This window comes from Ruegeria sp. AB9 (assembly GCF_056542585.1).
This window is the reverse complement of sequence record NZ_JBQGAA010000002.1, coordinates 406,886-419,413: the sequence shown is the minus strand read 5'-3', so window position 1 is coordinate 419,413 and position 12,528 is coordinate 406,886. Positions and strand designations below refer to the sequence as shown.

The 12,528-nt window shown below is 58.6% G+C and carries 14 protein-coding genes; 10 read left to right on the top strand and 4 right to left on the bottom strand.

Annotation, left to right across the window (positions count from 1 at the left end):
- The first annotated feature begins 149 nt into the window (after window positions 1-149).
- The 3 genes from ACR0K5_RS07925 to ACR0K5_RS07915 are packed head-to-tail and all read left to right on the top strand — an operon-like array spanning window position 150 to window position 3,156.
- Entirely contained in the window at window positions 150-1,616 is a 1,467-nt protein-coding gene (locus ACR0K5_RS07925) for a leucyl aminopeptidase (protein ID WP_480629154.1), read from the top strand.
- A gap of 4 nt (window positions 1,617-1,620) precedes the next feature.
- The gene (locus tag ACR0K5_RS07920; RefSeq protein ID WP_480629153.1) at window positions 1,621-2,079 is read left to right on the top strand and encodes a DNA polymerase III subunit chi; all 459 of its coding nucleotides are present in this window, start codon (window positions 1,621-1,623) and stop codon (window positions 2,077-2,079) included.
- Window positions 2,080-2,109: 30 nt separating this feature from the next.
- Window positions 2,110-3,156 carry an aldo/keto reductase gene (locus ACR0K5_RS07915; RefSeq protein ID WP_480629364.1) on the top strand — a complete coding sequence of 349 codons (1,047 nt, stop codon included), beginning with the start codon at window positions 2,110-2,112 and terminating at the stop codon, window positions 3,154-3,156.
- Between the two features lie 75 nt (window positions 3,157-3,231).
- Here the strand turns inward: ACR0K5_RS07915 and ACR0K5_RS07910 are convergent, their stop codons facing one another.
- Window positions 3,232-4,218 carry a GlxA family transcriptional regulator gene (locus ACR0K5_RS07910; RefSeq protein ID WP_480629152.1) on the bottom strand — a complete coding sequence of 329 codons (987 nt, stop codon included), beginning with the start codon at window positions 4,216-4,218 and terminating at the stop codon, window positions 3,232-3,234.
- A 132-nt stretch (window positions 4,219-4,350) separates the two neighbouring features.
- Between ACR0K5_RS07910 and bcoG the strand changes: the two genes are divergently transcribed.
- Genes bcoG through ACR0K5_RS07890 form a run of 4 tightly spaced genes read left to right on the top strand, consistent with a single transcriptional unit; the run spans window position 4,351 to window position 7,889 of the window.
- Window positions 4,351-5,265, top strand: coding sequence for a 3-dehydrocarnitine:acetyl-CoA trimethylamine transferase BcoG (bcoG, locus tag ACR0K5_RS07905; protein WP_480629151.1), 915 nt, complete (start codon window positions 4,351-4,353; stop codon window positions 5,263-5,265).
- A gap of 31 nt (window positions 5,266-5,296) precedes the next feature.
- Window positions 5,297-5,659 carry a hypothetical protein gene (locus ACR0K5_RS07900; protein WP_480629150.1) on the top strand — a complete coding sequence of 121 codons (363 nt, stop codon included), beginning with the start codon at window positions 5,297-5,299 and terminating at the stop codon, window positions 5,657-5,659.
- 8 nt (window positions 5,660-5,667) lie between these two features.
- Window positions 5,668-7,134 (top strand): carnitine 3-dehydrogenase, encoded by a 1,467-nt coding sequence (locus ACR0K5_RS07895; protein WP_480629149.1) that lies wholly within the window; start codon window positions 5,668-5,670, stop codon window positions 7,132-7,134.
- Window positions 7,131-7,889, top strand: coding sequence for an SDR family oxidoreductase (locus ACR0K5_RS07890; RefSeq protein ID WP_480629148.1), 759 nt, complete (start codon window positions 7,131-7,133; stop codon window positions 7,887-7,889). Before ACR0K5_RS07895 ends, ACR0K5_RS07890 begins: the two co-directional genes overlap by 4 nt.
- A gap of 1 nt (window position 7,890) precedes the next feature.
- On the opposite strand, the gene ACR0K5_RS07885 is transcribed toward ACR0K5_RS07890, so the two are convergent.
- Window positions 7,891-8,073 (bottom strand): hypothetical protein, encoded by a 183-nt coding sequence (locus ACR0K5_RS07885; RefSeq protein WP_117868740.1) that lies wholly within the window; start codon window positions 8,071-8,073, stop codon window positions 7,891-7,893.
- Window positions 8,074-8,152: 79 nt separating this feature from the next.
- Complete coding sequence (locus ACR0K5_RS07880; protein WP_480629147.1) at window positions 8,153-9,022, bottom strand: helix-turn-helix domain-containing protein; 870 nt, start codon at window positions 9,020-9,022, stop codon at window positions 8,153-8,155.
- 108 nt (window positions 9,023-9,130) lie between these two features.
- Here ACR0K5_RS07880 and ACR0K5_RS07875 point away from each other — a divergent pair, with 108 nt between their 5' ends.
- From ACR0K5_RS07875 to ACR0K5_RS07865, 3 genes are read left to right on the top strand one after another with little or no spacing between them, the layout of a single operon-like run.
- Window positions 9,131-9,334, top strand: coding sequence for a DUF2061 domain-containing protein (locus ACR0K5_RS07875; RefSeq protein ID WP_480573796.1), 204 nt, complete (start codon window positions 9,131-9,133; stop codon window positions 9,332-9,334).
- Window positions 9,327-10,229 (top strand): fatty acid desaturase, encoded by a 903-nt coding sequence (locus tag ACR0K5_RS07870; RefSeq protein WP_480629146.1) that lies wholly within the window; start codon window positions 9,327-9,329, stop codon window positions 10,227-10,229. Before ACR0K5_RS07875 ends, ACR0K5_RS07870 begins: the two co-directional genes overlap by 8 nt.
- 21 nt (window positions 10,230-10,250) lie before the next feature.
- Window positions 10,251-11,153, top strand: a complete 903-nt coding sequence (locus tag ACR0K5_RS07865) for an EamA family transporter (protein WP_480629145.1) — start codon at window positions 10,251-10,253, stop codon at window positions 11,151-11,153.
- On the opposite strand, the gene ACR0K5_RS07860 is transcribed toward ACR0K5_RS07865, so the two are convergent.
- Window positions 11,150-12,496, bottom strand: a complete 1,347-nt coding sequence (locus ACR0K5_RS07860) for a DEAD/DEAH box helicase (RefSeq protein WP_480629144.1) — start codon at window positions 12,494-12,496, stop codon at window positions 11,150-11,152. The two genes, ACR0K5_RS07865 and ACR0K5_RS07860, sit on opposite strands and share 4 nt — an antisense overlap.
- Window positions 12,497-12,528: the final 32 nt, after the last annotated feature.

Genomic DNA, 12,528 nt, shown 5'->3' with positions numbered 1-12,528 from the left:
ACTGCCCTCTCGTGTCACGTTTATCTCCCCCGAGCCTGCCGGTTATTTTTTCGGGACCTTACTGCAATTGAAACGCGGGGAAAACTGCTATCTGGTCAAGTCGGGCAGCGCGGGCTAGGTCTTGGGGAACAGAATTTGAGGAGTTTGCAATGAGCAGTCTGGTACCGATCCGTTTTCAGGAGTTTGACTTGGATGCGATGGCGCAGGCCGAAGGGCGGGTGGCTATCGTTATTCCGTCTGACGGTAAGATGAGCCCCGCTGCCCGCCGGGCCAATCGCCTGACGAAAGGTGCGGTGGCGCGTCTTGTTGAAAGCGAGAAGTTCGGGAAATCCAAGACTGGCGATGTGATCTCGATGGCCTGGCCAGCGGGGATGATGGCCGAGGCGCTGGACGTTGTGGTGCTGCCGCGCCGCCCTGAAGCCGACGAGGCGCGCAAGGCCGGTGCGGCTTTGGCCAAATCTGCGGGCGGCAAGGACATGCTGGTGATGGTCGGCAATCAGGCGCAGACCGAAAACCTGGCCCTTGGTATTGTGCTGCGCAGCTATGATTTCGACGCGCATAAAACCAAGGTAAGCGAAGGCGCCGGATCGATAACGATCAGCCATTCGAAACCCAAGGAAGCCGAAGCAGGGTTTGCACCGCTATATGCGATCGCCGACGGCGTGCGGATGACCCGCGATCTGATCAACGAACCGGCCAACGTTCTGACGACCTCGGAGTTTGCAGATCGTCTGGTTGAGATGCAGGAGCTGGGCCTGGAGGTCGAAATTCTGGAAGAAGACAAGCTGGCCGAGCTGGGAATGCGCACCTTGCTGAGCGTCGGGCAGGGGTCTGTCAGCCCTTCGAAAGTGGTCGTGATGCACTGGAAGGGTGGTGACAAGGACGACGGGCCACTGGCATTGGTCGGCAAGGGTGTTGTCTTTGACACCGGTGGTATCTCGCTCAAGCCTGCGGGTGGCATGGAGGAGATGACCATGGATATGGGTGGTGCAGGTGTTGTTGCCGGTACCATGCGTGCGCTGGCCAAGCGCAAGGCCAAGGCCAATGTGGTGGGCCTTGTCGGTCTGGTCGAAAACATGCCCTCGGGCAATGCCACCCGTCCGGGAGATGTGGTCAAGTCGATGAAGGGCGACACGGTTGAGATCATCAACACCGATGCCGAGGGGCGTTTGGTTCTGTGCGACGTGATGTGGTACGCACAGGAACGGTTCAAGCCGGTGGGCATGATTGATCTGGCTACTCTGACCGGCGCGATCATCATCGGATTGGGGCATGAGAATGCAGGTGTGTTCTCGAACAATGACACATTCTGCGATGCCTTTCTGAAATCAGCCAAGGCCGAGGATGAAGGGGCGTGGCGGATGCCGTTGGGTGATGCATACGACAAGATGCTGAAATCGCGCATTGCCGACATGAAGAATGTGGGCGGTCGGCCCGCGGGCTCGATTACTGCTGCGCAGTTCCTGCAGCGTTTCGTCAAAGAGGAAACACCGTGGATTCACCTTGATATTGCCGGTGTTGCCTCTGTGTCGTCCGAAACATCCTATGCGCCCAAAGGGGCCACAGGCTGGGGCGTGCGCGCGCTGAGCCGGTTCGTGCAGGACAATTTCGAGTAAGCAGATGGGCGCTGTCTATTTCTATCACCTGACCCGCCAGCCGCTGGAGCATACCTTGCCTGTGCTGCTGGACAAGGCGCGGCAGGCCGGGTGGAAGATTGCCGTGCGGGGCACTGATCCCGCACGGATGGACTGGCTGGATGAAAAGCTGTGGCTCGGGCCCGAGGACGGGTTCCTGCCGCATGGTCGCGAAGGCGGCCCGCATGACGCAGAGCAGCCGATCCTTCTGACTACCAGCACCGAGGCCGGCAACGGCGCGGTGTGTGTCATGGCAGTGGACGGCGCGCCGGTCGAGCCTGATGAGGTCTCGGCTCTGGAGCGTGTTTGTATTCTGTTCGATGGCAATGATGATATGGCTGTCCAGCACGCGCGGGGGCAGTGGAAGGCGCTGACCAAAGCGGGATGTTCGGCGCAATACTGGTCGGAAGAAACCGGGCGGTGGGAGAAGAAGGCCGAAGCCTGACTGGCTGTGCCATTTTCGGGAGATTTGATGATGCAGATGAAGCCTCTGGGCCGTACCGGAATTATGGTAAGCGACCTGTGCCTTGGGACGATGACCTTTGGGTCGCAGACCTCAGAAGCGGATGCGCATACACAGATGGATATGGCATTGGATGCGGGCATCAACTTTGTTGATGCTGCGGAAATGTACCCGGTGAACCCTGTTTCCAAAGAAACAATCGGGCGTACCGAAGAAATTCTGGGAAACTGGAATGCAGCCAATACCTCGCGCCGGGCCGATTTGGTGCTGGCGACCAAACATTCCGGCGAAGGATTGTCCTATGTTCGTGATGGGGCACCGATCACGGCCAAAACCATTCCTGAAGCGATCGAAGGGTCTTTGTTGCGTCTACAGACAGATTACATCGATCTCTATCAGTTCCACTGGCCCAACCGAGGCAGCTATATGTTCCGTCAAAACTGGGATTATACGCCGTCGGGGTACAACACCGAAGATGTTCTGGATAACATGCAGGAATGTCTGGAGGCACTGCAGGCTGAAGTGGATAAGGGCAATATCCGCGCCTTTGGTTTGTCGAATGAAAGCGCATGGGGTACTGCACAATGGCTGCGGCTGGCCGAGCAGACGGGCGCACCGCGCGTGGCGTCTGTGCAGAACGAGTATTCGTTGCTGTGCCGTTTGTTCGATACGGATATGGCTGAGCTGTCCGTACATGAGGATGTCGGCCTGATGGCATTCTCGCCTTTGGGTACGGGGTTGCTGACAGGGAAATACCAAGGCGGGGCGGTGCCGGACGGCTCGCGCATGTCGCTTTCGCCCGAGTTGGGCGGGCGTAAGTCCGATCGGGTATTTGATGCGGTTGCGGCCTATCTGGAAGTTGCCACGCGGCATGAATTGAACCCGACGCATATGGCACTAGCCTGGTGCCGCACGCGGCCGTTCATGATGTCGGCCATTTTTGGCGCGACCACGGTGCAACAGCTGGAGCATGTTTTGGCGGGCACGGATTTGACCCTGTCAAACGAGGTTCTGGCTGATTTGGACGCAGCACATAAGACTCATCCGATGCCGTACTGAGGGAAGGGGGTTCTGCCCCCGTCGCCTTTGGCGACTCTCCCTGAGGAATATGGCACCAGATGAAATTGGATCCATTCAGTGATGGGTCGGGTGCGCGCGTTCTTGCCTGAGGTCGCGGGCCGATTGGCCGTGCGCTGTGCGGAAAGCGCGGGCGAAGCTGGATTGTGAAGCGAACCCTGTGGAAAGCGCCACATCCATCAACGGCATGTCTGTATCGGTGACAAGTCGACGGGCCTCGGCCAGACGCAATTGCAGATAGTGGTCTTGGGGCGTCGTGTTCAGACGCAGGCGGAATTGCTGTTGCAGGGTGCGTGGGCTGGTGCCCAGCCGGTCAGCGATAAAGGCCAGTGGCAGGGGGTCATCCAGGGACGCCTGCATCAATGAGTTGGCCTTGGCCGTCAGCGCCGTGTGGCGGTGTGGTACGCCAGTTCGGCTTTGCGGTTTGCCGGGGTCCGGAGCGCCATCGTAAAGGAACAGGCCCGAAACGCGGGAAGCGAACCCAGCGCCATGGCGGGCTGCTATGATGTGCAGCATCATCTCGACGGCGGGAATCGCCCCACCCGAGGTCAGGCGTCCGTCGGAGACAGTAAAACGGTCGGGGCGCACTTCAACTTCGGGGAAGCGCGTGGCGAAGTTTTCCAGATCTTCCCAATGGGTTGTAGCGGGGTGTCCGTCCAGCAGACCGGCCTCGGCCAGCAACCATGGGCCGCCGTCGATACCGGCCATGGTCGCCCCGGTTCCGGCGATGCGGCGCAGGCCGGCCAGCAGGCTGGGGGTGGCGTGGCGGGCCAGTTGGAACCCGGCCACCACAATCATCAGGTCGCAGTTTTGCAGGCGTGCGAGTGGAATCCCGGGTACTTGCAGGGCGCTGGTCAGCATCGCGGGTTCCGGGGTGGCGGTCACATAGTCCCAGTCAAATGCGGGTCGGTCCGCCAGACGGTTGGCCGCACGCATCGGATCGACAGCCGAAGCGAAGCTGAGCGTGTTGCATTCGTCCAGCACCAGTACGGCCGTTTTCAGGGCCCGATGTTCGGGTTGCAGTATGTTTTTTGCGGATTGCATAAAGTTCGATTCGCATTCTGCCAAGTTGTTTTCCCAAGGCTGCGTCAGAGTCGGGTCAGAACGCAAATCGGAATCCGGGGACAAGCCTGGGGAAAACTCACGGCAAAACCGGTATAACTTGGGGAAAACGCCATGCCTCTGGAAATGAACCGCGAAGTCTTTATCACCTGCGCCGTGACCGGCTCGGGCGGGACGCAGGATCGCAGCCCTCATGTGCCTCGTTCACCGAAGCAAATTGCCGACAGTGCGATTGCCGCCGCAAAGGCGGGCGCAGCGGTGGTGCATTGCCATGTGCGCGACCCCGAAACAGGCGCGCCGTCGCGCGATTTGGCGCTGTATCGTGAAGTGACCGATCGCATTCGGGATGCCGAGGTTGACGCAGTGCTGAACCTGACAGCAGGTATGGGCGGAGACATGGTGTTTGGCGGTGTCGAAAACCCACTGCCATTGGCCGAGGCGGGAACCGATCTGGTTGGTGCGACTGAGCGTGTTGCCCACGTGGCGGAATGCCTTCCTGAGATCTGCACGCTGGATTGCGGAACGATGAACTTTGCCGAGGCTGACTACGTCATGACCAACACGCCCGGTGCTCTGCGGGCCATGGGCAAGATGATGACGGATCTGGGTGTGAAGCCCGAGATCGAGGCATTTGACACAGGCCATTTGTGGTTTGCAAAGCAGTTGGTAAAGGAAGGGATTCTTGAACCCAACGCTCTGGTTCAGCTGTGCATGGGCGTGCCGTGGGGCGCGCCGGATGACATGAATACCTTCATGGCGATGGTAAACAACGTGCCGGATGACTGGACCTTCAGCGCATTTTCCCTGGGGCGGAATGAGATGCCGTTCGTTGCAGCTTCGGTTCTGGCGGGCGGCAACGTGCGCGTTGGGTTGGAAGACAACCTGTGGCTGGATAAAGGTGTTCTGGCCGAGAACTGGCAATTGGTGGAACGCGCGGGAACCATCATCGAGAATATGGGCGCGCGGGTGATCGGACCGCAGGAAGTCCGCGACAAGCTGGGGCTGACGAAACGAGCGCCGAAGGACTGAAACTCCCCTTGCGCGAGGCCGCGAAATCAAAATGCTCGGACGCATCGGCAGAAGGATTGAAATCATGCGATGCGTGTTTCCGAGTAGTGTTTTGATTGGTGCGGCCCTTATGGCTGCTTGTGTGCCTGAAGATCAGGTGACGAGCAACAAGCCGGTCGCCATGGATCGGCAGGAGTGTGAGGCCAATGGCGGACGCTATGAATTGGGCGGAAAGGCCCGGCAGCAGATCTGCTTTATGCCGTTACCCGACGCCGGAACAGCCTGTGATAAAGCCTCCGATTGTGCAGGGTTCTGCCTGTCGGAAACCAAACAATGCAGCGCAGTGACACCGCAGTTTGGGTGCATCCCGCATCTGGATGAGGCAGGGCGCGCGCTGGTAATCTGCATCGATTAGAGGACAGCATGACAAAAACGGCAGCAATCATCGGAGGCGGTGTCATCGGCGGCGGATGGGCCGCGCGATTCCTGCTTAATGGCTGGGACGTGCGGGTGTTCGATCCGGACCCGGAAGCCGAACGCAAAATAGGTGAAGTTCTGGACAATGCGCGGCGATCCTTGCCGGGGCTGAGCGACATGCCGTTGCCTGCTGAGGGCGCGCTGAGCTTTTATGATGACATGGCCGAAGCCGTACAGGGCGCGACGTGGATTCAGGAAAGTGTGCCAGAGCGTCTGGAATTGAAACTGAAGGTTTACAAGGGATTGCAGGAGGCTTGCGATCCGGGCGCGATCATCGGTTCATCGACCAGCGGGTTCAAACCCTCAGAACTGCAAGAAGGTGCGCTGCGCCCTGAACAGATTGTGGTGACGCACCCGTTCAATCCGGTTTACCTGTTGCCTCTGATCGAGCTTGTTCCAACTGACAAAAACGCGCCCGAGATGGTCGAGCTGGCGCAGGAGCTGCTGAAATCGGTAGGGTTCTTCCCACTACACATCAAGAAAGAGATCGACGCGCATATCGCCGACCGCTTTCTGGAAGCCGTCTGGCGTGAGGCGCTGTGGCTGGTCAAGGACGGTATTGCCACCACCGAAGAGATCGACGAGGCGATCCGCATGGGCTTTGGCATTCGCTGGGCGCAGATGGGGCTGTTCGAAACCTACCGCGTAGCCGGAGGTGAAGCGGGTATGCGGCATTTCATGGCGCAGTTCGGGCCTGCCTTGAAATGGCCGTGGACCAAACTGATGGATGTGCCAGAGTTCACTGACGAACTGGTCGATTTGATCGCCGATCAGTCGGACGCGCAATCGGGGATGCATTCAATCCGCGAACTGGAACGCATTCGCGACAATAACCTTGTTGGCATGATGCGCGCACTCAAGGCGCAGAATTATGGCGCGGGGGCAGTGCTGAATCAGCATGACGCGCGGTTGAAGCCGGGGGCTTTGCCGACCCTGGATCAGGCAGATCTGAGCCAGCCGATCCTGACCCTGTCCCGAGCCGTGCCTCTGGACTGGACGGATTACAATGGCCACATGAACGAAGCCAGGTATCTGGAAGCTTTTGCCGCAGCGACCGACCGTTTCATGGAGATCATCGGTTGCGATATGGAGTATATCGCGTCGGGTGGCAGCTATTTCACCGCTGAAAACCACATCCGTTACATCGACGAGGTCCATGCAGGGGCGAAAATCGACGTGCGGACGCAGATGCTTTTGGGGCAGGGCAAGAAGCTGCATGTCTTCCACAGCATGTACGAAGGCGACAAATTGTTGGCCACGGGGGAAAGCTTCCTGCTGCATGTAAGTCTTGAAAATCGCCGTCCCAGCCCGCCGTCGACTGAGATCGAAGCCGCGATGGCACGGATTGCCGAGGCTCAGGCCGGTTTGCCTTACCCCGAAGGGGCGGGCGCTTCCATTCGGAAACCTTCATGACCCGGCGTGTATTGGTGACAGCTGGCGCGTCTGGCGTCGGTCGGGCCATGGCCGAAGCGTTTGACGCTGCAAGCTATGATGTTTGGGTGACGGACATAGATCAATCAGCGCTTAATACCGTCCCCGATCATTGGGTGGCGCATCGCGCTGACGTGACAAATGAGACTGACATGGGCGCCGTCTTTCAGGCTGTCGCGGCGGCAGGTGGTTTGGATGTGCTGTGCGCCAATGCCGGGATTGCCGGGCCGACCGATGCGATCGAGGATATCCATCTGGATGCATGGCGAGCCTGTTTGGCTGTCAATCTGGACGGCGCGTTTCTGGCAGCCAAGTATGCCACCCCGATGATGAAGTCGGCACGGGCGGGCAGCATCATTCTGACCTCCTCTACCGCAGGGCAGTATGGTTATCCGTTCCGAGCACCTTATGCTTCGGCCAAATGGGCGGTCATCGGATTGATGAAGACGCTGGCGATGGAACTGGGGCCGCTTGGCATTCGTGCCAACGCCATTTGCCCGGGCGCGGTGGAAGGCCCCCGCATGGAAGGCGTCTTGGCCCGAGAGGCAGAGGCAAAAGGCATGACCCGGGATGAGGTTTATCAGGGGTATGCGTCGGGCACCTCAATGGGGCGCTTTGTAGAAGCGCAGGATATCGCCAATATGGCCGTTTTTCTTGCTTCAGATGCGGCGCGGCTGGTGTCGGGTCAGGTGATCGCGGTGGACGGACATACGGTCAATCCCGACCCAAAACTGTAGTTCAGCCCTGATTTGGGCCTCGAATCTGGCGGATGGTCTGACGGACCGCCTGCCAGTCCTGTGCCTCTTTCTGGTTTCCGGCGGCTTCGCATTCGCGCATTTTCTGCGCGGCCTCCGCCTCGGCCCGGTCTCCGTGAGCAGCGTACAGGGCGCGTGCGTATTGAGCGGTTTGAATTGCGTCCATTCCTGTGGTCCTCCGTTTGTGGTCGGAATGCCCGATGGTTCGCGCCAAGGGACGATAGCACAGGTTGTGCCCGGCTGCATCAACTGTTGCGGGAAACCGCTGTTCTGAGTTGTCGCAGATGGTTCGGGAAATCCCGGGCGGCCACATCGGCCTCGCGCACCAATGTGTCGAAATGGCGTGAAAACGTCTCGATCCTGTCCCTGTCGCGGAAGGCCATATAGTGGCTTCCTGCATAAAAAACGCAGAGCAGCGGGCCGAAAATCGTTACAGGGGCTGAATAAAGCCTTTTGGCATCAAACAGATAGATACGCATTCGAGGATAGAGTTGTTCGCACAATGCCAGTAGGTGATCAATCTGTTCCAGCCGAATTTCCGGGCAGAGGCCATGATAATACCCTGTGGCGCTTACAAAGCTCTCGATCTCGTAAAGCGGCATGGCGATCTCGTAATCTGACTGCGCGCTGCGCATCCAGGTCAGCCTGTCCTCGGACGCGCCGATGGCCTGATCAGCCGTGCGACCCAGATGCGGCGCGTACTCCCACTCCAGTACTGCGCGCGTCTTGAGCATGTCGGGCAAGGTGGCCGGGACATAGCGGATCTTGTAACCGGCGGCTTCCTTGTGCCATTCGAAAATCCGCTCATCCACAAGGGCCCGGGGGGCTTCAGTAAAGGTCAGCGAACTGGCCAAAAGCTCGGCCGCGCTTTCAGGTCTGTCGGACAGGCTCAGCAACCAGTCTGCCGAGACACCAAGCGCCGCAGCACAGCCACCCACAACATGCGCGTTGGGCAGGCGAGCGCCATGATCGGTCAACAACTGAGATACGGTCGAACGGTCAACGCCTATATGACGCGCAAGCGCGCTTTGACTGACGTGCCGTTCCTCCATCGCGCGGGCCAAACGTAGACGGAATTGGGCGGCGCGGTCGCGCTTGTCGATATTTTCCTGCATTTGATTGTAAATTTCACATATGTTGAATTTTGTTAATCATATTCAGAATTTTCAGCACGAGCAATGGAAGGTAACCCCTTTGTAAAAGCAAAAAGAATGGGGTCCGGAATGGAAACGCGGCGAAGATCTGTCGTGAAGGCAATTGTATGGAATGTCATGGGGTTGGCCACCATGACGATGGTTGGTCTGATCGCCACCGGCTCGGCCGCGGTTGGTGGGGCGTTGGCGTTGGTGAACACCGCTATCGGTCTGACACTGTACATAGTCTACGAAAGAATTTGGGCAGGTATCTCGTGGGGGCGTAATGGCTGAGCCTTCCACACCGAAATCACCCGAATGGGGCACGTTTTTCCTGATCATTGGCTGCTACGCGGCATGGCTGGTCGGGCTGTTTTGGCTGGCGGATGTTTCGCTGTGGTTGGCGGTGCTGGCTCTGGGTTTGGTTGCAGCCTTGCATTCGTCACTGACACACGAGGTCCTGCATGGTCACCCGTTCCGCGAGAAGTGGCTGAATGAAGCGTTGATGGCGCTGCCGTTGACGCTGGCCATTCCGTATAACCGTTTTCGGGATCTGCATTTGGCACATCATCAGGATGCCACCTTGACCGATCCTTATGACGATCCCGAAACGAACTATCTGGATCCCAAAGTCTGGTCAGCGCTGCCGCGCAGCGTGCAAGTGCTTTTGGCCCTGAACAACACGCTTTTGGGGCGGATGGTGCTGGGTCCGGCCATAGGGCAGGTTCTTTTTATGCGGGACGAATGGCGGGGGCTGCGGCGCGGCGACGGTGCAATCCTGTTGGCCTGGGCTTTGCATTTACCCGGCGCAGTGGCAGTGCTGTGGGTCGTCGCGCAGTCGGCCATGCCGATCTGGGCCTATCTGATCTCGGCTTATATTGGGCTGGCACTGCTGAAGATCCGCACCTTTCTGGAGCACCGCGCGCATGAAAAGTCCCGCGCACGCACTGTGATTATCGAAGATCGCGGGCCATTGTCCTTTCTGTTTTTGAACAACAACTTACACGTGGTGCATCATATGAACCCTGCCGCGCCATGGTATCGGCTGCCATCACTGTACCGTGACGGCAAAGACAGGTATCTGGCCTGTAATGAGGCGTATGTGTACCGATCCTATGCGCAGATTTTCAGGCAGTATTTGTTGCGTGCCAAAGACCCGGTGCCGCATCCGCTCTGGCCAAAGCACTGATTTGACGACACAACAGGTGACATGAGTCTCTGGATCCCTGTCACCATAGCTGCCGCCAGCTTTCAGACTGTGCGTTTCATGCTGCAAAAATCACTGAGCAGCGTGAAACTGTCTGCCGCGGGCGCGACCTTTGCCCGGTTTGCATACTCCATGCCGCTGGCCGTTGCGGGGCTGTTTTTGGCGTTGCAGATAACGGGGGCCAGCCTGCCATCGCTGGGCGGTGTTTTCTGGCTTTACGCGGTTATTGGCGGCACGGCGCAAATTCTTGCAACGATCTGCGTTGTGGCGTTGTTCAAACAACGAAATTTTGCCGTTGGGATCACCTTCAAGAAAACCGAGGTGATTCAGACCGCGATTGTCGGCTTTCTGGTTTTGGGCGACGGCGTTTCCGGCGGCGCGTTGGTTGCAATCCTGTTGGGATTGTTGGCGGTGCTTTTGCTGTCAAAAACACCTGGTGGGGGCGGATCATGGTGGCGGCATTTGACGAACCGCGCGTCTCAATTGGGGCTTGGATCAGGAGTTTTGTTTGCCTTTTCCGCTGTCAGCTATCGCGGGGCTTCGCTGCAACTGGGCGATATCGACGCCTGGTTCCGGGCGTTGATCACGCTGGCTGCCGTCGTGTCGTTCCAATTTGTCAGCATGGGCCTGTGGCTGTTGTGGCGCGACCGGGCCGAGCTGCGCGCGGTTTGGCAGACGCGATCCACCGGGGTGTTTGTTGGTTTAACCAGTCTGGGCGGGTCGTTCTGTTGGTTCTGGGCCTTCACTTTGCAAAACGCAGCTTATGTCAAAGCGCTGGGGCAGGTGGAGCTGATCTTCAGCCTGATGGCCTCGATCCTGTTTTTCCGCGAGACGATCACCCGGCGAGAGATCGCCGGGATGATGTTGCTTGGTATCTCGATTTTGGCGCTGGTGCTGACGATTTAGCCTGCGCGACGCTCGTCAAAGCTGAGGGCGATGAAGCTGGGCAGGTGATCGCCCATGCCTACCACAGCCCGACCGTTGTCTTCCTTACGTCCACGGCCACGCGCCTTGGGCTCTCGCTCTTTCCTGACGTCTTTTTTGCCTTCGGAGTCCCGGGCTTTCTTTTCGGGCTTCGGCTTTTCAGGCTTGGGTTCTTCTTTGACCGGGTTGTCGATGCGCGGGATGTCTTTCTGGATCAGCTTTTCGATCGCAGCCAGTGCTTTTTCATCTCGGCCTGAGCAGATCGTAATTGCCTTGCCTTCCCGCCCGGCACGGCCGGTACGGCCGATACGGTGTACATAATCCTCGGGGTGGCCGGGAACGTCGAAATTGAACACATGGCTGACGGCCGGGACGTCCAGACCGCGCGCAGCGACGTCCGACGCGACCAGCAGACGCAATGATCCGTCGCGGAATCCGTCCAGTGTTTTCATCCGCTGTGACTGATCGAGATCGCCATGGATTGCTGCAGCATCATAGCCGTATTTCTTCAGCGATTTAGCGCAGATATCGACATCTGTCTTGCGATTGCAGAAGATGATCGCGTTGGTGCACTTTTCGCCCTCGGCGTCGATCAGTGCGCGCAGCACGTTGCGTTTCTGGCTTGCTTCACGATCCCGGCGGCCGCCTTTGAACATGACAACGCCCTGTTCGATCGTTTCAGATGCGGTCGCTTGGCGGGCGACCTCAACCCGGGCAGGAGCCGACAGGAAAGTATCTGTGATTCGTTCGATCTCGGAAGCCATGGTCGCCGAGAAAAACAGTGTCTGCCGGGTGAACGGCGTCAGCGAGAAGATGCGTTCGATATCGGGAATAAAGCCCATGTCGAGCATCCGGTCGGCTTCGTCCACTACCATGATCTGAACGCCGGTCAGCAGCAATTTCCCACGTTCGAAATGGTCCAACAGACGGCCCGGCGTGGCGATCAGAACGTCGACGCCGCGGTCGATCAGCGCTTCTTGTTCCTTGAAGCTGACGCCGCCAATCAGCAGCGCTTTGGTCAGTTTCAGGTGTTTGGTGTAGGTGTCGAAGTTCTCTGCGACCTGTGCCGCCAGTTCCCGCGTCGGGCACAGCACCAGCGAGCGCGGCATCCGCGCGCGGGCGCGGCCACGGGCCAGCAGAGTGATCATCGGCAATGTGAAGCTGGCGGTTTTGCCTGTGCCGGTCTGGGCAATGCCCAAGACATCACGGCCTTCCAGAGCGGGCGGAATCGCACCTTCCTGAATAGGAGTGGGAGTTTCGTATCCGGCTTCCTCAATGGCTTTGAGGACCTTCGGGTTCAGGTTCAGTTCGTTGAATTTTGTCATGTAAGTCCGGTTTTTGCGGACACTTGACCTGG

Coding starts and splice junctions, on each gene's coding strand:
- ACR0K5_RS07875 (WP_480573796.1), top strand. CDS start 9,131: ATGGAAACGCGGCGAAGATCTGTCGTGAAGGCAATTGTATGGAATGTC.
- bcoG (WP_480629151.1), top strand. CDS start 4,351: ATGCCTCTGGAAATGAACCGCGAAGTCTTTATCACCTGCGCCGTGACC.
- ACR0K5_RS07915 (WP_480629364.1), top strand. CDS start 2,110: ATGCAGATGAAGCCTCTGGGCCGTACCGGAATTATGGTAAGCGACCTG.
- ACR0K5_RS07925 (WP_480629154.1), top strand. CDS start 150: ATGAGCAGTCTGGTACCGATCCGTTTTCAGGAGTTTGACTTGGATGCG.
- ACR0K5_RS07900 (WP_480629150.1), top strand. CDS start 5,297: ATGCTCGGACGCATCGGCAGAAGGATTGAAATCATGCGATGCGTGTTT.
- ACR0K5_RS07870 (WP_480629146.1), top strand. CDS start 9,327: ATGGCTGAGCCTTCCACACCGAAATCACCCGAATGGGGCACGTTTTTC.
- ACR0K5_RS07865 (WP_480629145.1), top strand. CDS start 10,251: ATGAGTCTCTGGATCCCTGTCACCATAGCTGCCGCCAGCTTTCAGACT.
- ACR0K5_RS07920 (WP_480629153.1), top strand. CDS start 1,621: ATGGGCGCTGTCTATTTCTATCACCTGACCCGCCAGCCGCTGGAGCAT.
- ACR0K5_RS07890 (WP_480629148.1), top strand. CDS start 7,131: ATGACCCGGCGTGTATTGGTGACAGCTGGCGCGTCTGGCGTCGGTCGG.
- ACR0K5_RS07880 (WP_480629147.1), bottom strand. CDS start 9,022: ATGCAGGAAAATATCGACAAGCGCGACCGCGCCGCCCAATTCCGTCTA.
- ACR0K5_RS07895 (WP_480629149.1), top strand. CDS start 5,668: ATGACAAAAACGGCAGCAATCATCGGAGGCGGTGTCATCGGCGGCGGA.
- ACR0K5_RS07860 (WP_480629144.1), bottom strand. CDS start 12,496: ATGACAAAATTCAACGAACTGAACCTGAACCCGAAGGTCCTCAAAGCC.
- ACR0K5_RS07910 (WP_480629152.1), bottom strand. CDS start 4,218: ATGCAATCCGCAAAAAACATACTGCAACCCGAACATCGGGCCCTGAAA.
- ACR0K5_RS07885 (WP_117868740.1), bottom strand. CDS start 8,073: ATGGACGCAATTCAAACCGCTCAATACGCACGCGCCCTGTACGCTGCT.